The sequence below is a fragment of the Micromonospora sp. NRRL B-16802 genome, assembly GCF_001279555.1.
Classification (GTDB): Bacteria; Actinomycetota; Actinomycetes; order Mycobacteriales; family Micromonosporaceae; genus Micromonospora; species Micromonospora profundi.
In genome coordinates, this window is record NZ_LGEB01000070.1 from 18,269 (window position 1) to 39,837 (window position 21,569).

The window sequence follows — 21,569 nt, forward strand, 5'->3', positions numbered from 1 at the left end:
TCAGCCTCCGTGCACCACGAGCCGACCCACCGCGAGCCGCCACACGAGGCGGGCGATGAGCCACAGCGCGACCGTCCAGACGATCTGCCAGAGGACGAGCCGTACGCCCTCGGTGCCGCTCACCCTGCCGAGGAACAGCAGGGCGGGGGTGGAGACGATCCCGGCGAACGGTGAGACCTCGGCCAGCCACCGCAGCGCGCCCGGGTAGAGCGCGATCGGCACCATCGCACCGGACAGGATGTTCGTCACGGCGACCCGCGCCATGCTCACCCCCTGGTGGTTCTCTGTCCAGAAGCAGGCCAATCCGGTGAGGTAGACGAGCCCGAACTTGAGCGGGACGACGATGAGCAGGCTCGCCAGGAACAGCACCGCCTGGGCCCCCGAGGGCACCGGCACTCCGCCGAACGCGATCACCAGCACCGAGCCCATGGCGATGACGGTGATGACCTCGGCCACCAGGTATCCGAGCACCTCCCAGAACCGGGCGAGCTGGTAGTCCACCGGCTTGACCAGGTCCAGCGCCACGTGGCCGCTGAGCACCCGGTCGGCCAACAGCGCGTCGCTGAAGCTGGACAGGATCGTGGTGGTCGCGAACGAGACGAGCAGGTAGGCCTTGATCTGCTCCCAACCGAAGCCACCGACGTCACCCGTGCCGCCGGAGAGCACCACCCGCCACACGGCGAGCACGGCAACGGTCTGCACCGCCACGCCGAGCAGTTGCAGCAGGAAGTTGCCCCGGTACACAAGAACTGTCGACCAGGCCACGCGGGCCAGTGCGCGGTACGCCTTCATGACGCCGACGCCACCTGACCGGACGTCATCTCACCGGCGTACAGCCTGCGCACGATGTCCTCGATGGACGGCTCGTCGATGTGGACGTCTGTCACCGTGGCGTGGCGGCCCACAGCGGACAGAACGTCCCCGGCGCTGTAGTCGAACCGGTCGAAGCGCACCGACACTCTCCGGTGGTCCTCGCCCACGTCCGACCACGTGCCGGGCAGGGCGGCGGACATGTCCAGGTCCGGGCAGTCGGTGGCCAGCAGGAGGTGCATCGTCCGGTCCCGCGCCAACTCGTTCTTGATCGCGGTGAGTGAGTTGTCGTGGATGATCCGCCCGCCGTCGACGATGACGATGCGGTCGCAGACCTCCTCGATGTCGGCGAGGTCGTGTGTGGTGAGCATCAGGGTGGTGCCGTTGCGGGTCAGTTCGCGCAGGAAGCCGCGTACCGCGTCGCGGGCCGTGATGTCCAGGCCGATGGTCGGCTCGTCGAGGTACACGACCTGCGGGCTGTGCAGCAGGACGGCGGCCAGGTCGGCCCGCATCCGCTGGCCCAGCGACAGCTTGCGGGCCACCACGGGAAGCAGATCGGCAAGGCCGAGTACGGGTTCCAACTCGGCTAGCCGCGCCTCGAAGCGGCGCTGCGGAATTCGGTAGAGATCCCGCAGCAGGCCCAGCGAGTCCCGGACGGGCAGATCCCACCACAGTTGGCTGCGCTGGCCGAAGAGCACACCGATGTTGTGGGCGTTGGCGCGGCGGTCGACGTGAGGGACGAGCCCGCACACCCGGACCTGACCGGCGGTGGGCTGGATGATCCCGGTGAGGAGCTTGACGGTTGTGGACTTGCCCGCTCCGTTCGGCCCCACGTAGGCGACCGCCTCACCGGCCTGGATGTCCAGGTCGATGCCGTCCACAGCCGTGTGCTCGTGATAGCGCGGCCGGATCAGGTGCCGGACCGAACCGCCGAACCCGGGCGGCTTGTTGGCGATCCGGAACACCTTGCGGAGACCGCGCGCTTCGATGACCGTCACCTGGGCGCGTCCGCCGTCGGCGGTGCGGGCTCGACATCGGTCGAGGTGGTACCGGGAACGCTGTCGTCGGCGCTGTGGTGGCGCAGGTGCAGAGCCCACGGGCCGTTCGGCTGCTCGGTGCGCAGCACGGTGACGGTGAAGCTGTGACGCAGGGCGCGTGCCAGATACCGCACCTCCTCCGGGCCGGGTGGCGGCCCGGCCGACAGCTCCGTGTCGGTGCCGACGAGGTAGATCTCCGCGCCGAGGCGGGCCGACGTCGTCAGGAAGGTGCACAGCTCCTGCCAGTACAGGTAACGCCAGAAGTCGACGCTGACGACGGCGTCGAGGCTGCCCGGCTCGATGGGCGGCTCGATACCGACCAGGTGGTAGTTCCGCCCTCCGGCGGGGACGCCGTAGTCGAATGTGAGCGCGTCGTCACCGAGGTCCACCTCGCCGGTGCCGGTGCCGATCCACAACGTCCGTACGCCGGACAACCGGTCGCCCAGCCATCGCCACGCTGGGGCGATCCGGCATGCCTGCCGGCTCAGACAGTCGGCGATCGAGTCCCGGTATCGGGCGAGGATCTCCGCCGAGTGGATCGGGTCGACCAGACCGACGAACTCCCAGTCGATGTTGCGGTACTTCGCCAGGATCACCTCGCGGTTGCCGGTGTACTCCTGGATGTTCTGGTACATGTTCCGGTAGTGCGGCAGGTGGTAGACAAGCGCCTCGGCGTCGTACCGAAAGGCGCGCTTCTGTGGGCCGAGTTCGCGGTCGACCCGGTAGAAGAACTCCAGGTCCTCCCAACCCCACCGGGCGCCGAAGCTCTCGTCGAACCCGCCGACGGCGGTCACGGTCTCCCGGGCTACCGACACGTTGTGCCCGTACGCGAACATCCACATGGCGCCGAGCCATTCGTCGCCGATCGGCATGCCGTTGGTGAAGCGCAGGTCGCCCCCGTCGTCGGCGCGCAGCTCGGCGCTCGGCGTCATGGGGCCGCCACCGAGCACCGCGTCGAGGTGACGGCGGCCCAGTTCGTTGCGCCGTCCGATCAGCACGCGGGAGGTGGTGGACGCGGCGTGGAAGGCGACGTGCCGTTCGAGGAGCCCGGAGCAGGCGTACGAGTCGCTGTCGAGGAAGAGGATGGTGTCGGCGGTGGCGTGCCGGATTCCCTCGTTGCGCGCCCCGGACCGCCCGCGTCGGTCAGGGAGGTCGATGATGCGCAGGTTGAGGCCCTTGCCGTGGTCCGCCACCCCGGCGTAGTCCTCGGCGCCCACCGGGCCACCGTCGCGTACCACTATCACTTCGAAGCGCTCCGCTGGCAGCGTCTGCCGCGTGAGGGACCGCAGCGTCAACTCCAGACTCGGGGCGTCTCGGAACGTCGGTATGACCACGCTGAGCGATGGTGCGGGCGCACCCGCCCTCCGCTGCGGCACCGTGTCCGGCATGTGCGATTCCCTCCGGGGCGATGGCGGCGTGTCCGACGCCGGACGGTGCCAGCGCCGGACCCGGCCGTTGGCAGGCGTACGCCTACCTGGCTTCTAGTGCGTCAGTGGCCGAGGCTGTAGGTGCCACCGCCGAGCGGCTTGCTGAACCCGGTGGTCCCGCCGCTGCTGCAGCAGGTCCGCCCGCTGGTCGGCCCGTCGGTCACCGAGATCGAGCTGACCGAGGCGATCGACTCGATCCCCGCCAGCGGCTCGTTGCCGTACTCGATGTCGTCGAGTTCCAGCCCGGACAGGTCGAGCCCGTTCGTAGACGCCATGAGACCTCCTTGGAAAGAGCCATCCCTTCTGGGATGGGCGAGGAGATCGTAATCACGCCCGTGACTGAATACATGCGACAGTCAATCCATCTTGCTGAAATCTTGAGAGTCGATGAATGTGGCTCCGAATGCGGTGTCCCATATAAGGGGTACAGCGCTCTGCATAAGGGGTTCGGTGTCCTGTAGAACGGGCACGCTGTCCGACATGGACAGACCGCGGGTAGCGGCGCGACCGCTGACGGCGACGCAGGTGTCGTGCGCACGAGGAATGGCCACCCACGCAATGGTGGCGGGCCGGGAAGCTGCCGGTGTCAGCCCGTCAGTAACGCCTTACGCAGCTGCTGGAGGGCATAGTGCGCGCGTGATTTGACGGTGCCGGGCGGAACGCCGAGGCGAGCCGCGGCTTCGTCGACGGTGCGCCCTTTCACGTACAACTCCAGGACCACCGACTTGTGGGCGTCGCTGAGCCGGCCAATGGCGTGCCGCATCGTGAGCGTGGCGACCACCGCCTCGGATGCCTCGTTTCCGAAGCCCGCTGGATCGACGTCGAGAAGGCTCACCTCCGCCGGCCGCGCCCGCCTTCTGCGGTACGCGTCGATCGCCAGTCGGCGGGCCACCTTGAACAGCCAGCGTCGCTGCGGCTCGGGCTCGGTGGGCACCGCGTCGAGGTTTCGCCAGGCACGCAGCATGGTCTCCTGCACCAGGTCCTCTGCGGTGTGGGAGACGCTATCGGATACCAGACCTCGCAGGAAATGAAGCAACGCATCCCCGTTGTTGCGGTGAATGTCCCGCATCTGGGCTTCGGCCTGGCAGTCCGGGCGTTCATCGGTATCGGTATCGGTAGCGGTACCGGACCGAAAGGGGTAAGGCTCGATGAGGCTGGTAGCGGTGGTCATGGTTTCCCTGGCCTAGTCTTCTGTGCCGAGAGGGCGTCGCGCAGTCCGGCCCGCGATGACACGCCAAGCTTGGGAAAGATCCGGTAGAGATGGGCGCCCACAGTGCGGTGCGAGAGGTAAAGGCGCTCGGCGATCTGCTTGTTGCTCAGCCCACTGGCGGCAAGCTGGGCGATCTCAAGCTCCTGGGCGGTCAGCGCGGCCGGTGGTTGATCGGCGATGACGGGGCGATATCCGGTGGCGCGTAGTTCGACGATGGTGCGGGCCAGCCAGGGCTCGGCTCCCATGGCCGCGAACCCGGTGCGGGCCAGGAGCAGATGGGCGCGCGTAGCGGAGAACTCTTTGCGCCGGCGCAGTCGCTCGGCGAAGGCGAGCCTGATCCGGCACGCCTCGAAGAGCCACCGTTCGGAGGCGGGGTCCTGGAGGGTCCGCTCGAGTTGGGCGTCCGCTTCGTCGTTGTCCAGTACCAGTGCGTCGACACCGTGCTGGATCAGCGTCATGCGGGGGGAGAGCGCGGCAATCCGGGCGGCCCGCATGGCGTCGGCGTGTGCCCGGGCCTCGGCCGTACGCCCGGTACGCACCGCCGACTCGACCAGGTCGAACATCACCCAGGTGGAGATCGGCACATACGGTGCGAGGACGCCGGGGCGACTCACCGCCGCCGCGTGCAGGTACGCGGACTCGAAGTCCCCGTCGGCAGCGGCGGCGAGTGCCCGGGGGTGGTGGGCGATGGCAGCTGCCCCCGCGACGCCGCGCGGCAGAGCCCAGTGGGTGATCTCGTCGGCCAGTCTGAATGCCTCTTCGGTTCGGCCGCGGCCGGCCGCGATGATGGCCTGGTTGTAGAGGAAATACCAGGTCAGGAAGGGGAGGCCGCTGCTGGTGCACACCTTCTGGGCTTCCTGGGCCAGGATCTCGGCCTCGTCCCACCGGCCGGTGAGATAGTCGTCCAGGCACAGGTGCATCAGTGCGCCCAGTTGCCGTCGCGGCGCGCCTCCATCGCGCCCCTGGCGGACCAGCCGCCACGAGTACTCGCGATTGTCGCCGAGGCGGTCGAGGTAGACCGAAGCGGTGCCGATCCGCATGACCCGGGTCAGGTCCTCCTCGTCGGCCAGTGTGGACAGCAGCGCCTCCAACTCGGGCAAGGCGGCAGCGCCGGTGCGTACCGGATCGGGAAAGGTCCTGCTCATCACCGAGAGGATGTCGGTGGGCCCGGGAGTGAGGCGGGCCATCGCCCTGTGGAAGACGGCCCAGTGCTCGGAGGTGCCCGCATACCAGGAGAGCAGGACCAGCGTGTGCATGGCCTCGTCGAGGGCCGGGTCGTCGGCCCGCCAGCCGTGGTCGCCCATCTCGATCGCGCCGGCGAGCAGCCGATGGGCGGTGTGCACGTCGCCGTCACCGTTGATCATCAACAGTGCCGCCGCGTTGGCCGCGTGCAGCGACCCTGTCGGGTCCAGTCTCGTCAACCGCGCGTCGGTCAGCAGGGTGCTCGCGTCGCTGGTGCCGCCGGCCTCGGCGCCGATGTACGCCGCCTCGGCCAGCCGCCGCGCACGGTCCTCGGCGGAGGCGCTCAGCTCGGCGGCGCGCACCAGCGCAGCGACCGCGGCCAGCGCGTCACCCCGTTGTATGACGTGGCGGGCGGCCTCCTCGAGGTGCGCCGCGACCGCCTCGTCCGGGCCTGCGGTAGCCGCCGACAGGTGCCAGGCGCGGCGTTCCGGGTCTGCGGGCAGCGCGGCGGCGATGGCGAGGTGGACGCCACGGCGTTCCTCGTGGGTGGACATCGCGACGATCGCCGACTGGATCAGCGGGTGGCGGAAGGCGAGGCGACGTGTGGTGTCGTCGACCCGCACCAGTTGGGCTCGCTCGGCGGGCGCCAGGTCGTCGAGGCTTGTCATACCGCGCAGGACCCGCACGTCGCCGCTGCCCTCGAACGTGGCGAGCAACAGCAGCAGCCGTGTCGCCTCCGGCAGGTCGGCGACCCGCGCGTCGAACACCGCCTGGAGGTGTTCGCTCAGGGGCACCAGGCCGGACTGCTCCGAGCACCGCCCGTCGGAGTCGGTAAGCGTGGCCGGAAGCTCGACAAGGGCGAGCGGGTTGCCCTGGGCGAGATCGAGCAGGCGTTGCCGGGCCGGAGGGGTCAGGTGGGGGGAGCGGGCTTGCAGGAGTTGGGCGCCAGCGTCCCGGGTGAGCGGTCCGACAGTCACCTCGGTCAGCCCGCGCCGGTCGAGAAAGCCCTCCGTGCCCGTCCGGGAGGCCGCCACGACGCCCACCGGTGAACCCGGCACACGCCGCGCGATGAAACCGAGGACCACAGCGCTGGGCCGGTCGACCCATTGCAGGTCGTCGATCATCAGCAGGACGGGCGCCTTCTTGGCGACGGTGTTCACCAGCGACAGCGCGGCATTGCAGATCATCAGCGCGCCAGGTGTCGCGCCCGGCCCGAACCCGAGCGCGACGGTGAGCGCGTCGCGCAGGGCAGGTGGCAGGCGCTGAATGTCGGCGTGCAGAGGCAGTAACAGTTGGTTGAGCAACGAGTAGCTGACGTCCGCCTCGAACTCCGAGCCGGACGCGCGCAGCACCCGCATCCCGGCGTCATCGGCCAGGTCGACCGTGGCGGCTAGCAGCGCCGACTTTCCGATGCCCGGATCGCCGCAGACCAGTCGAACGTCGCCACTGTGTCGCACCGATTGCAGGAAGCGGCCGATGCGCGCCAGTTCCACCTCTCGTCCGAAGAGCTGCTCCATAGCCATACCTCGATCGCGTCGGGGCGGGACCGCTGGCGAGAACGTGCGGCTCCCGGGTCTGCCAGGGGGTGCGAGGAGCGACGACTGTGGCTCCGGCGTCGCTGAGCTCGTACGGGCGGTGAAGCGGTCGTGCTGAGTGGCGGAATCGCGGCCGCTCGGCGACGAGAACCGCAGCCGCTCGAGGCGGCGAGGAGCTGGTGTGCGCTGGCTGGGCGCCCTACGCGGGCCTGTCGATGATCGCGTTCGGGGTGGCCTGAAGGATCCGATCGCGCCGTGGCGCTGGGGCCCGACGTCGGGCGGCGCGAGCATCGACATGCAATATATTGCACATCCCAAGTATGTACTTGTCAAGTCAAGCACTGTTCATCAATATGTGACGGGCGTCACGTGGCGTGTTCGGAAGGTCGCCGAGTGATGTCGGCTTCGCCGCACCGGACCGAGGATGTCGGCTTCGCCGCGCCGGACCGAGGGTGGCCACCGTGACGACGAGAAAGAGGCGAGTTCGCCACAGTGAGGCGCCTGAGCGCGCAGGTCCGGCGGGAGGATGTGCTCGCGGTTCGACACGGCGATGCACGAGCTGAAGGAGGCGTTACGGCAGGCGCCGAGCGCAGCGGGCCCGGCGGGCGGTACGCCAAGGAACTCTTCACCGACGCCAGTCGGCGTCATGAGGTCTTCCGGCCAGCGCGCGACCGCGCGGCGGGGGCCGGGTCAAGAATCAACGGCACAGGCTGGCCCGCCCGGTGCCGGGCGGGCCAGCCTGTGCTGGGTCAGCCCACCGTGTCGCGGGAGCGCCACGCCGCCCGGATCGAGGTGCGACCGTTGGTCCGCAGCAGCGATCCCTCGTACACCCGGGCGCCGCCGATCACGAACGCGGCGGCGGCGACCAGCAGCAGGGCCAGGGACACCAGTGGCTCCCAGCCTGCCGCGTCCCCGGTGAACAGCCGCAACGGCATCGCCGTGGGTGACGAGAGCGGCAGGTAGGACAGCACCCGCATGGCTGTCGCGTTGTCGTTCAGGAAGATCACCGCGAAGAACGGCAGCATGACCACGAGCTGCACCGGTGTCGAGACGGCCGCGATGTCCTCCTGGCGGTTCACCAACGCCCCGGCCGCCGCCCACATGGCCGCCACCAGCACGAAGCCGAGCAGGAAGAACGGCACGAACCAGCCGATCGCCGGGGCGAGCAGGGTGAGCAGACCAGCGTTGTCGCCGATCTGCATGCCGACGACGGCCACGAGGGCGATCAGGGCGATCTGCCCGAGGGCCAGGATGGTTCCGGCGATCATCTTGCCGGCCAGCAGCGCCCGTACCGGCACTGCCGCGACCAGGATCTCCACGATCCGGGTCTGCTTCTCCTCGGTGACGCTCTGCGCGATCTGCATGCCGAAGATCTGCGAGGTGAAGAAGAAGACGAACGCGAAGACGAACGGCACCAGGAACGCCACCACCGGGTCGACCGCGTCAGGGTTGAGCAGCTGCACCGGCGGCGCGCTGCTCAGCGCCCGTACCACTTCGTCGGGGATCTCGTCCATGGCGAGCACCTTCGGCCCGGCGACCACCGCGGCGTCCACGTCGCCGTCGCGGACGGCCTGCTCGGCAGCACCGTCGTCGGCCACCACGCGGACGTCGAGACCGGCGTCCCGCAGCGGACCGGCGGCCTGCTGCGTGACGGCGACGCTCTCCGGGCCGCCGGAGAGCAGCGACGGCAGGATGGTGCCCGCCGCCGCGATCAGCAGGAACAGGAGCGTGCCGAACAGGAAGGTACGGTCGCGGAGCTTGACGCGGATCTCGCGCTCGGCGACGAGCCGGGTGGCCTGGGGGACGTTCACTGGGTGACCTCTCGGAAGATCTCGGTGAGCGAAGGGCTGACCGGGCGGAAGGCGCGGACCGGACCGCGGGCCAGGGCCGCGCGCAGCACCGGCTGCTCGTCGGCGCCGGCCGGCAGGTCGAAGACCGCCCGCGCGCCGTCCAACTCGACAAGCGTGACGCCGGGCTGGTCGCGGACCCAGCCGGCGTCCGTCTCCACCACCAGTTCAAAACGGGGCGAGGTGTACGACTCGCGCAGCTGCTCGCGGCTGCCGGCGGCGCGGATCATCCCGTCCCCGATGATCACCAGGTCGTCGCAGAGCCGCTCCACCACGTCAAGTTGGTGGCTGGAGAAGAGCACTGGCACTCCGGCGGCGGCGCGCTCGCGCAGCACCCCCACGACCGTTTCGACGGCAAGCGGGTCGAGGCCGGAGAACGGCTCGTCGAGCACCAGCACCTCTGGGTCGTGCACCAGCGCGGCGGCGATCTGGGCCCGCTGCTGGTTGCCGAGCGACAGCGTCTCCAGCAGGTCGTCGCCCCGCGCGCCGAGCCCGACCCGCTCCAGCAGCGTGTCGGTGGCACGTCGGGCGGCGGGGGCGTCCAGACCGTGCAACCGTCCCAGGTACGTCACCTGCTCCCGCGTGGTCATCTTGGGATAGAGGCCACGCTCCTCAGGCATGTAACCGAAGCGCGCGCGGTCCTGCCGGGTGAGCTGTGTGCCGCCCCAGCTCACCTCACCGGCGTCCGGCGCGAGCACACCCAGGATGATCCGCATGGTGGTGGTCTTGCCGGCGCCGTTGGCGCCGACGAAACCGGTCATCCGGCCGGCGGTCACCTCGAAGGACACGTTTCTCAGTACCTGCCGGTCGCCGAAGCTGCGGTCGACGCCGTCCAGGCGGAGCGTTTTGGTCACGCACCCACGCTAGATCCGGTACGTCGATCCGCAGTCCGCCCGGCGGCGGAACCGGTCGGTCCCCCTTGCGGCGGATACCGGTCACCCGCCGGGCCGGACCACCCCGCTCTCGTACGCGAACACGACCGCCTGCACCCGGTCGCGCAGGCCGAGTTTGGCAAGCACCCGGCTGACGTGCGTCTTCACCGTCGCCTCGCCCAGTTGCATGCTCGCGGCGATCTCCGCGTTGCTCGATCCGGCGGCGAGCAGCACCAGCACCTCCCGTTCGCGCGGCGTGAGCTCGCCCAGCGCGGCCTCGGCGTCCGGCCCGAGGTGGGCGGTGCCCGCCGGATCGCCGGGACGGGCGAACGTCGAGATCACCCGCCGGGTGATCTCGGGGGCGAGCAGGGCGTCGCCCCGGGCGAGCACCCTGATCGCGTCGACCAACTCCTCCGGTGTGCCGTTCTTGAGCAGGAAGCCGCTGGCACCGGCGCGCAGCGCCGCGAAGAGGTAGTCGTCGCGGTCGAACGTGGTGAGGATCAGCACCGCAGGCGCGCCCGGACCGGCGCCGGTGATCTGTCGGGTGGCCTCCAGCCCGTCCATCACTGGCATTTCCACGTCCATGAGCACCACGTCGGGGCGGGTGGCGCGAGCCATGGTGACGGCTCGGCTGCCGTCGGCCGCCTCGCCGACGACCTCGATGTCGTCCTCCACCTCGAGGATGACCCGGAAGCCGGTGCGGACGAGGTGCTGGTCGTCGGCGAGCAGCACCCGGATTCGCTCCTCGGCGCGCGGATTGGTGTCGCCGACGGGTGCCGTGCTCACACCGACCACCCCGTCCCGGCCGTAGCCTCGTCCCGCGCGGCCCCGTCCTGCGCGGCCCCGTCCCGCGCGGCCTCGTCCCGCGCGGCCTCGTCCCGCGCGGCCTCGTCCCGCGCAGCCCCGTCCCGCGCGGCTGCCCTTTCGCGCTGCGTCGGCGTTGCCGCGCCCGTGTCTGCCCGGCTCGCTGTCGGCGTACCGTCGTCGGACGCGGCGTCGGTTCGTGTCGGATTCGGCCGGTTTCCCATGGGCACTGCCGCGGGCAGCGGCAACCGGGCGCGGACCCGCCAGCCGCCGCCCCGGCGGGGGCCAGCCTCCAGGACGCCGTCCTGGGCGGCGACGCGTTCCCGCATGCCGATCAGGCCGAGCCCGTCAGCGGGGAGTTGGCCCCCGCCGCGCCCGTCGTCGCTCACGTCCACCTCGACCTCCCGCGCCAGGTAGCGGATCCGTACGTCCAGCAGTCCGGCGTCGGCGTGTTTCAGCGTGTTGGTCACCGCCTCCTGCACCACCCGGTACGCCGTCTGCGAGACCGACGCGGGCAACGTCACCGGGGCGCCGTACACCCCGGTGGTGGCCGTGAGCCCGGCGGCGCGCGCCCGCTCGACGAGTTCGCCGACCCTTTCGATCGTCGCGGCGGCCGGCGGTGGGGTTTCGGCGGATCCGTCGGGGGCGCGCAGCACGCCGAGCATCCGACGTAGCTCGTCGACGGCGGTGCGGGCGCTCTGCTCGATGGCGGCGAGTGCCGCGCGGGCCTTGTCCCGGTCGCGGTCGAACACCCGCCGGCACGCGGACGCCTGCACCCCCATCACCGAGACGTGGTGCGCGACCACGTCGTGCAGTTCCCGGGCGATGCGTACCCGTTCGCCGAACACCGCCCGCTCGCGGGACTCCGCCTGCGATCGGCGCAGCTCATCGGCCTGGGCGCGCAGCTCGTGCTCGCGTCGAGCGGACACCCAGGCGGTCTCGCCGAAGAAGTACGCGAAACCGAAGTACAGGCCGTTGATCAGGACGCCGGTGACCATCGCGGCGAGCACCGGGGGCACCGGTCCGACGGCGTTGGCGAAGGCGCCGGGTGGGATGTGCTCGATGCTCACCGCGTAGTAGATACCCAGCCAGGCGAACATCGTGACGATCACGCCGATGCGCAGCCTGCGGGCCAGTCGGCGGTTCTGTTCCCAGGCGCCGACGGTGTAGAGCGCGCAGAAGAGCGACCACGAGGAGAGCTGCGTCTCCGGTGCCGAGCGGGCCTGCGCGGCGATGAACGCCACCGAGATGACCAGCAGGGTGGCGGTCGGCAGGCGTCGCCGCCAGATCAGCGGCAGGGTCACCGCGACGGTCCAGAGCAACTGCTCCGGCCCGGACGGCGGTGGGCCCAGCAGGAACGCCCCGGTGCTGCGGGCCAGCGTGAGGCTCACCAGCGCCAGCAGGGTCACGGCCAGCCCGATCCAGAGGTCGATCCGGAGCTGCTCCGGCGTCGGTCCTGGCCGGCGCCACGCGTCCCGCTGTGCCACGTTCATCCGGGAACGATGCCACGCCACCGGTCGTCTCTGCGAACCGGACATGTCGGGGGTGACCTGGTCGGGCCCAGGTGGGATGGTTCAGCCCTCGACGCGGCACGGCCCCGTCGCGGCCGGCGTTCATGCCGGTGCGGCGGCCTGGCGCGGGTTGCGCGCCGGGCCGCCGCACCGGATCAGCTCAGGTCGTCTGGCGGCGGGTCTTGAGGCCGGTGTCGATCAGGTCCCAGACCAGCACCACCGCCGCGCCTATCGCGATGACAGCTCCGAGGGTGTTCCTGTTCTCCGGCTCGGCCAGCCAGCTCAGGCGGTCGGTCAGGGCTGGGTTGAGCAGCCGGTCGGTGAGTACCAACCAGATCAGCGGCACCGTGAACGCGAGATCGAGCACGGCCTTCACTCCGAACAGGGTCCAGCTCCAGCGGCCGATCCGGTACTTGACGATCTCGAACACCATGCCCGCGACGAGCACCGCGATCAGCGCCGGCAGCCAGAACGACCACAGAGCCGGGTCGAGGATCGGGATGTTCTCGCCGTCGGTGCCGTTAACCCAGGACCGGTAGTGCTGGAAGGGCAGGTAGCCGATGGTCAGCGCGGCCATGGCCACCGACGCGATGGTGTCGGCGAGGGAGATGTCCCTGTGCGCGGGGACGTCGGGCAGTTGGTCGACGGTCCAGTCGGGCAGGCTGGTGGCGGGCTGGGCGCGTTCGAGGATGGCGAAGGTCAGGGTGAGCCAGAAGGCGATCTGCACGGCCACCTGCATGGCGGTGACGATGCCGGTGCCGATGGCCCCGAAGCCCTTGCCATCCGCCACGTCGACGATGGCGACGATGGTGCCGACGAGCGCCGGGATGAAGCTGAGCAGGAGCTTGAGCAGCCGCAGCCAGACGAGGTAGTAGGTCGGGCCGATGAGTTGCAGCCGCCGGTCGGCGTACCGGGCGGCCAGCAGGTCCGGGTTGCCCAGCTCGGTGAGCACCGCCCGCTCGGCGGCGGTGGCGTCCTGGCCGCCGCCGGCCCGGTCCTCGATCATGTCCCGGATCGAGGCGCGCAGTTCGGTGGCGATCTCGTCGCGGCGCTGTAGTGGCACCGATCGCAGGGTCGCGGCGAGGTAGCGCTCGGTCAGGGTGTTCATCGGTCGACTCCTTGGATCAGCCCGGTGATGGAGGTCTGTACGGCGGCGAGGTCGTCCAGGAGTCGGTTCAGCATCGACTCGCCCTCGTCGCTGGTCCGGTAGAACTTGCGCGGTCGGCTCTCCTCGGTGTTCCACTCGCTGGTCAGCAGCCCCTGGTCCTCAAGGCGGCGCAGCAGCGGGTAGAGCGTGTTGGCGTCCACCGGGAAGCCGTGGTCGGTGAGCCGTTGCAGCAGTGCGTAGCCGTAGTCCGGCTGGCGCAACGCCACCAGGCTGGCCACCACGACGGTGCCTCGACGCAACTCCTGTAGGTGCGTCCGTAGAACGTCCTCGCTAACCATGCGTCACACCATACTGTGTGGCACACACTGTTGTCTACGCCAATAACGTTGTGCCGCCTCGGCGGCTCTCGTGGGACCTGCCGGTCGGGTGGGGAGGGTGGTCGGACCCGCCTTTGCTCTGCTTCAACCCACGCAACAGATAGGGGCCGTCGGTGTTGCGTCGGTTGAAGCAGAGCAAAGGGCGCGCGGCGACCACCTCGGGCTGAAGGCGCGCCTGCTCAGGGGTCATCCCCGGCGGTCGGCAACGACCGGCGCCGGGGGCCGCGACGGGCCCAGCTCCGGAGGGCGGATCGTTCGAGGGGGCTACTCGAAGCGGGAGGTGTCTCCCGCACCTCGGCGCAGGATCTCCGGCTCAGGGCCGGACAGGTCGACGACAGTCGTCGGCTCCTTGCCGCACTCGCCGGCGTCGAGGACCGCGTCGAGCTGGTGGTCGAGCCGTTCCTTGATCTCCCACCCCTGGGTCATCGGCTCCTCGTCGCCGGGCAGGGCCAGGGTGCTCGACACCAACGGCTCGCCCAACTCGGCCAGCAACGCCTGGGTCACCGTGTGCCGGGGTACGCGGACACCGACGGTCTTCTTGCGCGGATGCAGCATCCGGCGCGGCACCTCGCGGGTGGCCGGCAGGATGAAGGTGTAGCTGCCCGGGGTGGACGCCTTCACCAGGCGGAAGACCGAGTTGTTGATCCGCACGAACTGGCCGAGCTGCGCGAAGTCCCGGCAGACCAGCGTGAAGTGGTGCCGGTCGTCGAGCTGGCGGACCTCGCGGATCCGGTCCAGCCCGTCCCGGTTGCCCAGTTGGGTGCCGAGCGCGTAGCAGGAGTCCGTCGGATAGGCGATCAGGCCGCCGCCGCGGATCAGGTCGGCAACCTGCCGAATCACCCGCGGCTGCGGGTTCTCCGGGTGTACGTCGTAGTACCTCGCCATGCTCCGAGAATAGTCGTGGGGGAGACGCGGACCACCCTCGGCGCGGACGGTGGAGCCGCAGAGATCACCTCGGTAGGGTAGGTGCCGGTCGGCTCCGACCACCTAGATCCACACCGCCGGGGGGCGCCACGCATGGCTGATTCGTTCGCGCATCTGCACGTGCACACCGAGTACTCGATGCTCGACGGAGCGGCCCGGTTGAAGGACCTGTTCGCCGAGGCCAAGCGGCTCGGCATGCCGGCGGTGGCGATCACCGACCACGGCAACATGCACGGCGCGAACGACTTCTACAACCAGGCGATGGCCGCCGGGATCACCCCGATCCTGGGCGTCGAGGCGTACGTGGCGCCGGAGTCGCGCTACCACAAGGCGCGGGTCAAGTGGGGTCGGCCGGAGCAGAAGAGCGACGACATCTCCGGTAACGGCGCCATCACCCACAAGACCATGTGGGCGAAGAACGCGCAGGGTTTGAAGAACCTGTTCACCCTCAACTCGCGCGCGTCCATGGAGGGGCACTACGTCAAGTGGCCCCGGATGGACATGGAGCTGATCGCCGAGCACGCCGAGGGCATCATGGCCACGACCGGCTGCCCGTCGGGGGCGGTGCAGACCCGGCTGCGGCTGGGCCAGTTCGACGAGGCGCTCAAGGTGGCCGCGAGCTACCAGGACATCTTCGGTAAGGACAACTACTTCCTGGAGATCATGGACCACGGCCTCTCCATCGAGCGCCGGGTCCGCGAGGGGCTCACCGAGATCGCCCGCAAGCTGGACATCCCGCCGGTGGTCACCAACGACTCGCACTACACGCACGAGGCGCAGGCCACCGCCCACGACGTGCTGCTCTGCGTGCAGACCGGCAGCAACATCGACGACCCGAACCGGTTCCGGTTCGAAGGTGGCGGCTACTTCATCAAGAGCGCCGACCAGATGCGCGCGGTGGACTCGTCGGAGCTGTGGCAGGAGGGTTGCCGCAACACCCTGCTGGTCGCCGAGAAGGTCGACCCGAAGGGCATGTTCGAGTTCCACAACCTGATGCCGCGCTTCCCGGTCCCCGAGGGCGAGACCGAGGAGTCCTGGTTCCGCAAGGAAACGTTCGCCGGGCTGGCCCGCCGCTACCCGAACGGCATCCCCGAGGGCCACGTCGTCCAGGCGGAGTACGAGCTGGGCGTCATCAACCAGATGGGCTTCCCGTCGTACTTCCTCGTGGTCGCCGACTTCATCCAGTGGGCGAAGAGCCAGGGCATCTCGGTGGGTCCGGGCCGTGGTTCGGCCGCCGGCTCGCTCGTCGCGTACGCGTTGGGCATCACCGACCTGGACCCGATCCAGCATGGCCTGATCTTCGAGCGGTTCCTCAACCCCGAGCGTGTCTCGATGCCGGATGTCGACATCGACTTCGACGAGCGTCGGCGCGGTGAGGTGATCAAGTACGTCACCGACAAGTGGGGTGAGGACAAGGTCGCCCAGATCGCGACCTTCGGCACGATCAAGGCGAAGGCCGCGATCAAGGACTCGGCCCGGGTCCTCGGTTTCCCGTACGCGGTCGGCGACCGGATCACCAAGGCGATGCCGCCAGCTGTGATGGGCAAGGACATCCCACTCACCGGCATCTTCGACCCGAAGCACCCCCGCTATGCCGAGGCCGGCGAGATCCGCGGCCTGTACGACTCGGACCCGGACGTCCGCAAGGTGATCGACACGGCGAAGGGCATCGAGGGGCTGATCCGCCAGACCGGTGTGCACGCCGCTGGCGTCATCATGTCCGCCGAGCCGATCATCGAGCACATCCCGTTGATGCGTCGCGACGCCGACGGGGCGATCATCACGCAGTTCGACTACCCGACCTGCGAGTCGCTCGGGCTGTTGAAGATGGACTTCCTCGGTCTGCGCAACCTGACGATCATCGACGACGCCGTCAAGAACATCGAGCTCAACCACGGTACGAAGCTCGACCTGCTGGGCCTGCCGCTTGACGACAAGGCCGCGTACGACCTGCTGGCCCGTGGTGACACCCTCGGCGTGTTCCAGCTCGACGGCGGGCCGATGCGGTCACTGCTGCGGCTGATGAAGCCTGACAACTTCGAGGACATCTCCGCCGTCCTGGCCCTGTACCGACCGGGCCCGATGGGCGTCGACTCGCACACCAACTACGCGCTGCGCAAGAACGGCCTCCAGGAGATCACCCCGATCCACCCGGAGCTGGAGGAGCCGCTACGGGAGATCCTGGCGCCCACCCATGGCCTGATCGTCTACCAGGAGCAGGTGCAGCGCGCCGCGCAGATCCTCGCCGGCTACACCCTCGGCCAGGCGGACCTGCTGCGCCGGGCCATGGGTAAGAAGAAGAAGGAGATCCTCGACAAGGAGTTCATCCCGTTCCGGGACGGCTGCCGCGAACGCGGCTACTCCGACGAGGCGATCCAGGCGGTGTGGGACGTCCTGGTGCCGTTCGCCGGGTACGCCTTCAACAAGGCGCACTCCGCCGCGTACGGGCTGGTGTCCTACTGGACGGCGTACCTGAAGGCGCACTACCCGGCCGAGTACATGGCCGGGCTGCTCACCTCCGTGGGCGACGACAAGGACAAGATGGCGCTCTATCTGTCCGAGTGTCGCCGGATGCGGATCCAGGTGCTCCCGCCTGACGTGAACACCTCGGCCGGACCGTTCACCCCGGTCGGCAAGGACATCCGGTTCGGCCTGGCGGCGGTGCGCAACGTCGGCGCGAACGTCGTCGCCTCGATCATGCGGTGCCGCCAGGAGAAGGGCGACTACACCGACTTCTACGACTTCCTGTCCAAGGTGGACGCGGTGGTCTGCAACAAGAAGACAATCGAATCGCTGATCAAGGCTGGCGCGTTCGACTCGATGCAGCACCCGCGCAAGGGCCTGCTCGCGGTGCACGCCGACGCCATCGACGCGTACGCCGATGTCAAGCGCAAGGAGGCGGTCGGCCAGTACGACCTCTTCGGTGCCGGCTTCGGTGACGCCGACACGGGCAGCACGACGGTGATGCCGGTGATCGGCGACAGTGAGTGGGATAAACGCGACAAGCTTGCCTTCGAGCGCGAAATGCTCGGCCTGTACGTCTCCGACCACCCGCTGTTCGGCCTGGAGCACATCCTCAACGCGGCGGCCGACACCACGATCGCGTCCCTGGCCGAGGACGGCGCTGTGCCCGACGGGGCGGTGGTCACCCTCGCCGGCATCCTCTCCGGCGTGCAGCGTCGGGTCACCAAGCAGGGCCGCGCCTGGGCCTCGGCGACACTGGAGGATCTGGCCGGTGGGGTGGAGACGCTGTTCTTCCCCAACACCTACGAGGTGGTCGGCCAGTACATCGCCGAGGACGCCATCGTCGTGGTCAAGGGTCGGGTGGACCGCCGCGACGACACTCCACGAATCATGGCGATGGACATGTCCATGCCGGACGTCAGCACCAGCGCCACCAACAAGCCCGTCACCCTCACCATCCCGGTGCACAGGTGCACGCCGCCGCTCGTGGAACGACTCAAGGAAACCCTTGTGCTGCACCCTGGCGACACCGAGGTGCACGTCAAGCTTCTCAACGGCGGTCGGACCACCACCCTGCGGCTGGGGCCGTTCCGGGTGGCGGCGACGACCGCGCTGATGGGTGACCTGAAGAGCGTCCTCGGCCCGGCCAACGTGACCTGACCAGTCTCGTTTCCCCGCACCGGGCTGCGCTCGCCTGCTATTGACTCCGCAGGGCCCCGACTCTTCCCATTGCGCCAGCGCCTCTCCGAGGCCCGTCCGGTGGCGACGAAGAACGGGGTCGAATGCTGCGGCTTGATCGTGTATGCATAGCCGCGACATCGATTCAAGCTGCTTCAACGGGGGAGATGGGCTTGGAGTTTCGAATGCTGGGGCCGGTGGAGGTATCGATCGCCGGCCGAGTCGTACCACTCGGTGGACAGAAGCCGAAGGCGTTGTTCGCCGCGCTGTTGGTCGACAGCGGTAAGAACCTATCGGTAGCACGCCTGATCGAGGCGATCTGGGGGGAGCAGCCGCCGGAAACGGCGCGGGCGGTGGTGCAGACGTACGTGTCCACCCTGCGCCAGACGTTCGCCCGGGTGGGCGCTCCGGCCCTGATCGTCCGGCAACCACCTGGATACCTGTTGCAGACCAATGGCGCCAGGGTAGACCGGGACGCCTTCGAGGCACTGTTCGCAGAGGGCCGGCAGGCACTGGCCGACCACCGGTATCACGAGGCCGTCGATCTGCTGCGGGACGCCACCCGCCTGTGGCGGGGAGGCGCGCTGGAAGGTCTTGACAGCGAGTTGCTGTCGTCGGCGGCGACACGACTGGACGAGATGCGACTCGTCGCCGTCGAGGAACGGGTCGGTGCGGAGATCCAACTCGGCCGGCTGGACTCGGCCTGTCTGGAGCTGACCGAGCTGGTCCACCGGCACCCGTACCGGGAGCGGTTCCGGGCGCAGTTGATGGTGGCGCTCAACGGCCTCGGCCGGCGCTCGGACGCCCTCGCGGTGTATCGCCAGGGGCGGCGGCTCCTGGTCGAGGAGATGGGCATCGAACCCAACGCGCACCTGCGCGCGGTGCACGAGATGGTGCTCCGCGACGACGGGAGGAACCGGCCAGTCGACCTGGCCCGGCCCGTGACCCCGGGCCGCCGCCCGGTGGCCTGGCCCGGCAGCGCCGACAGCATTCGCCCGGCGCTGCTGCCACCGGTGGCCGCAGACTTCACCGGACGCGCTGACGAACGCTCGGCGCTGGTCGTCGCCCTGGGTCCGGTTACCACCGGCGCGGCGGCGCAGGTGCAGGCGATCGTCGGACCGCCGGGGGTCGGAAAATCCGTCCTGGCGGTTCGGGTGGCGCACGACATCGCGAGGGACTATCCGGACGGCCAGCTCTACGCCGACCTGGGCGGGGCGGTGGGGAAACCGGCCGATCCGGGCGACATCCTCGGTCGGTTCCTGTCGATCCTCGGCTGGGCCACGAGCCTCACGCCCGACACCGTCGAGGCACGCATGGAGCGTTACCGCACTCTGCTCGACGGGCGCCGGATGCTGATCGTGCTTGACGACGCTGACAGCTCCCACCAGATCCAGGCGCTGTTACCCGGTTCCGACAGCTGCGCGGTCGTGGTTACCTCCCGGCGTCGTCTCGGTGGCCTGCCCGGGGCCCGGTTCACCGAACTCGGCGCCATCGGGCCGGGCGATGCCCGGGCACTGCTGCGCCGGATCGTCGGCAGCGATCGGGTGGAGGCCGAGCAGGGCGCGGCGGAACGGATCCTGCACTACTGCGCGGGCCTCCCGCTGGCCGTCCGCGTTGCGGGGACCCGACTGGTCCATCGCCAGGGGTGGCCGTTGGAAATCATGGCGGACCGACTGGCCAACGAAGCCCGCCGGCTTGACGAACTAAGTGTCGACGGCGATTCGGTCCGAGGGCGACTCGACTCGAACTGTCGCGCGCTCGGGCCCGAGGCACGACGCGTTCTGCTCGCGCTCGGCGCGCTTCGGCTCACCGACTTTCCCTCGTGGGTGGTGCAGGCGACTCTGCCGTCGTCTGTCGTGGCAGCCGAACAGGCGGTCGAAGAGTTGGCCGACGCGCAGGTGGTCGGCTTCACCCGGGTCGACCCTCGGGGCCAGCTCTGGTACCGGATGAACGAATTCTTCCGCCTCTACGCCCGGGGCTGGGCCGAGCGGGAGATTCGACTCTCCGGCCGACGCGACATCGTGTGCCGGGTGATGCGCGCCTGGCCGCGGGACACGGCGGTGCCCAGGCCGGTTGGCGAATCTTCAGGGACGGGATGCGCTGTGCACCAGGCCGACGACGAGGAGCTCGACCGGATCATCCGCACGGTGCGGATGGTCCTCAGCGCCCTGGCCCACGGCGGGCTACCAACCCCACTCGCGCGGACGGTTCCCCGGGCAGCTCGGAGGCTTTCGATCATGCTCTGATCGGGCTGAACAGAGCCATCAGTGGAGGCAGTGTAAAAGCACCCCCAACGAGCTGTGCGATCGTGCGGTGCGTTGTATCGGGAGCCGCGCGAGGGAGCATGGTCGCTTCAACACGTTCTGCAGCGTAATTGATGAGGTTCTCCAGGACACGGCGGAATGCTGTCGCCCAGCGGGAAGGGCTCGGCCGGTGCTGTCGCAGCGGCCTCAGTTCGCAATGGTCAGGACGTGACGCCCGGACGGGCGTCGACGACCGTCCTGACCCGCCTATCCCCCGACAGTCGACGTGGAGGAGCAATCTTGCAAAGAAGAATGTCCACTGTGCTTGGTCGCAGTGCGGCCGCTTTCGTCGGCGCCACTATGGCGCTGGCCGCGATGCCGTTTGTGGCGTCGGCTGACCCCGGGGGAACCCCGCTGCCGTCGAAGCCGGTGCCCGCGCTGGCCTCGCCGGCTTTGGCGTATCAGACGGTTGCCTGCGATCCGAGGGGGACGACCAGCCTCGATGCGGCACTGGCCACGAGCCTGAACAGCCAGCTCAGGTCTGACATGCGCGGTTACATGAACGCCTACCGCACATCCTGCGCACGGATGATCATCAACGCGGCAAAGGCCCGGGGGTTGGCGCAGCGCGCCGCGGTGATCGCCGTCACGACAGCCATCGTGGAGACGCACCTGCAGAACATCAGCGAAGAGGTGGACCACACCAGCCTGGGGCTGTTCCAGCAGCAGGAGTGGTGGGGCAGCCGGGCGCAGCGGCTGAACGCTACCTGGGCGACCAACAAGTTCCTCAGCGTGATGGAGAGCAAGTATCCCAACAAGTCCTGGATGACCGCCCCGATCGGCGAGGTGTGCCAAGCGGTGCAGGTGTCGGCGTATCCGGACCGGTACCAGGTCCAGGCCGGCGACGCTCAGATTATCGTCAACGCCCTGTGGAACGGAGCGGGTAGTGCGGCGCCGGCGTTGATGCGTGATGACGGTGACGGGACGATGACGTTGTGGCGGTGGTCGTCGTCGGGTTCGTCGTTCTCGTTGGAGGGGGA

The 21,569-nt window shown here is 69.3% G+C and carries 14 protein-coding genes and 2 pseudogenes; 3 read left to right on the forward strand and 13 right to left on the reverse strand.

Annotated elements, in window-relative coordinates:
• The 13 genes and pseudogenes from ADK66_RS20005 to ADK66_RS20065 all read right to left on the reverse strand — a co-directional run bounded on the left by ADK66_RS20005 (position 1) and on the right by ADK66_RS20065 (position 14,605).
• Positions 1–792 (reverse strand): ABC-2 family transporter protein, encoded by a 792-nt coding sequence (locus ADK66_RS20005; RefSeq protein ID WP_053657563.1) that lies wholly within the window; start codon positions 790–792, stop codon positions 1–3.
• Entirely contained in the window at positions 789–1,808 is a 1,020-nt protein-coding gene (locus ADK66_RS20010; protein WP_053657565.1) for an ATP-binding cassette domain-containing protein, read from the reverse strand. Before ADK66_RS20010 ends, ADK66_RS20005 begins: the two co-directional genes overlap by 4 nt.
• On the reverse strand, positions 1,805–3,235 hold the full coding sequence (locus ADK66_RS20015; RefSeq protein ID WP_082377565.1) for a glycosyltransferase family 2 protein: 1,431 nt from the start codon (positions 3,233–3,235) through the stop codon (positions 1,805–1,807). The genes ADK66_RS20010 and ADK66_RS20015 overlap by 4 nt, the downstream gene beginning before the upstream one ends.
• A gap of 101 nt (positions 3,236–3,336) precedes the next feature.
• Entirely contained in the window at positions 3,337–3,549 is a 213-nt protein-coding gene (locus ADK66_RS20020; protein ID WP_053657569.1) for a hypothetical protein, read from the reverse strand.
• Positions 3,550–3,860: 311 nt separating this feature from the next.
• The gene (locus ADK66_RS20025; RefSeq protein ID WP_082377566.1) at positions 3,861–4,445 is read right to left on the reverse strand and encodes a sigma-70 family RNA polymerase sigma factor; all 585 of its coding nucleotides are present in this window, start codon (positions 4,443–4,445) and stop codon (positions 3,861–3,863) included.
• The gene (locus ADK66_RS20030) at positions 4,442–7,183 is read right to left on the reverse strand and encodes an AAA family ATPase (RefSeq protein ID WP_197281586.1); all 2,742 of its coding nucleotides are present in this window, start codon (positions 7,181–7,183) and stop codon (positions 4,442–4,444) included. Before ADK66_RS20030 ends, ADK66_RS20025 begins: the two co-directional genes overlap by 4 nt.
• A gap of 767 nt (positions 7,184–7,950) precedes the next feature.
• The gene (locus tag ADK66_RS20035) at positions 7,951–9,012 is read right to left on the reverse strand and encodes an ABC transporter permease (protein ID WP_053657573.1); all 1,062 of its coding nucleotides are present in this window, start codon (positions 9,010–9,012) and stop codon (positions 7,951–7,953) included.
• The gene (locus ADK66_RS20040) at positions 9,009–9,902 is read right to left on the reverse strand and encodes an ABC transporter ATP-binding protein (RefSeq protein WP_053657575.1); all 894 of its coding nucleotides are present in this window, start codon (positions 9,900–9,902) and stop codon (positions 9,009–9,011) included. The genes ADK66_RS20035 and ADK66_RS20040 overlap by 4 nt, the downstream gene beginning before the upstream one ends.
• 81 nt (positions 9,903–9,983) lie before the next feature.
• Positions 9,984–10,706, reverse strand: coding sequence for a response regulator (locus ADK66_RS20045; protein WP_369814812.1), 723 nt, complete (start codon positions 10,704–10,706; stop codon positions 9,984–9,986).
• A 257-nt stretch (positions 10,707–10,963) separates the two neighbouring features.
• A pseudogene (locus tag ADK66_RS20050) lies at positions 10,964–12,217 on the reverse strand (sensor histidine kinase); the annotation flags it as partial.
• 178 nt (positions 12,218–12,395) lie between these two features.
• Positions 12,396–13,343 (reverse strand): permease prefix domain 1-containing protein, encoded by a 948-nt coding sequence (locus ADK66_RS20055; protein WP_053657577.1) that lies wholly within the window; start codon positions 13,341–13,343, stop codon positions 12,396–12,398.
• Entirely contained in the window at positions 13,340–13,681 is a 342-nt protein-coding gene (locus ADK66_RS20060) for a PadR family transcriptional regulator (protein WP_053657579.1), read from the reverse strand. The genes ADK66_RS20055 and ADK66_RS20060 overlap by 4 nt, the downstream gene beginning before the upstream one ends.
• A gap of 303 nt (positions 13,682–13,984) precedes the next feature.
• The gene (locus tag ADK66_RS20065; RefSeq protein ID WP_053657581.1) at positions 13,985–14,605 is read right to left on the reverse strand and encodes an L-threonylcarbamoyladenylate synthase; all 621 of its coding nucleotides are present in this window, start codon (positions 14,603–14,605) and stop codon (positions 13,985–13,987) included.
• 132 nt (positions 14,606–14,737) lie between these two features.
• Between ADK66_RS20065 and dnaE the strand changes: the two genes are divergently transcribed.
• The 3 genes and pseudogenes from dnaE to ADK66_RS20080 form a co-directional block, all read left to right on the forward strand.
• Entirely contained in the window at positions 14,738–18,268 is a 3,531-nt protein-coding gene (gene dnaE / locus ADK66_RS20070) for a DNA polymerase III subunit alpha (RefSeq protein ID WP_053657584.1), read from the forward strand.
• A 215-nt stretch (positions 18,269–18,483) separates the two neighbouring features.
• A complete protein-coding gene (locus ADK66_RS20075; RefSeq protein WP_197281587.1) occupies positions 18,484–20,532 on the forward strand; it encodes an AfsR/SARP family transcriptional regulator in 2,049 nt (682 codons plus the stop codon).
• Positions 20,533–20,841: 309 nt separating this feature from the next.
• A pseudogene (locus tag ADK66_RS20080) lies at positions 20,842–21,569 on the forward strand (hypothetical protein); the annotation flags it as partial.

Coding starts and splice junctions, on each gene's coding strand:
- ADK66_RS20005 (WP_053657563.1), bottom strand. CDS start 792: ATGAAGGCGTACCGCGCACTGGCCCGCGTGGCCTGGTCGACAGTTCTT.
- ADK66_RS20015 (WP_082377565.1), bottom strand. CDS start 3,235: ATGCCGGACACGGTGCCGCAGCGGAGGGCGGGTGCGCCCGCACCATCG.
- ADK66_RS20020 (WP_053657569.1), bottom strand. CDS start 3,549: ATGGCGTCTACGAACGGGCTCGACCTGTCCGGGCTGGAACTCGACGAC.
- ADK66_RS20025 (WP_082377566.1), bottom strand. CDS start 4,445: ATGACCACCGCTACCAGCCTCATCGAGCCTTACCCCTTTCGGTCCGGT.
- ADK66_RS20030 (WP_197281586.1), bottom strand. CDS start 7,183: ATGGAGCAGCTCTTCGGACGAGAGGTGGAACTGGCGCGCATCGGCCGC.
- ADK66_RS20055 (WP_053657577.1), bottom strand. CDS start 13,343: ATGAACACCCTGACCGAGCGCTACCTCGCCGCGACCCTGCGATCGGTG.
- ADK66_RS20060 (WP_053657579.1), bottom strand. CDS start 13,681: ATGGTTAGCGAGGACGTTCTACGGACGCACCTACAGGAGTTGCGTCGA.
- ADK66_RS20065 (WP_053657581.1), bottom strand. CDS start 14,605: ATGGCGAGGTACTACGACGTACACCCGGAGAACCCGCAGCCGCGGGTG.
- dnaE (WP_053657584.1), top strand. CDS start 14,738: ATGGCTGATTCGTTCGCGCATCTGCACGTGCACACCGAGTACTCGATG.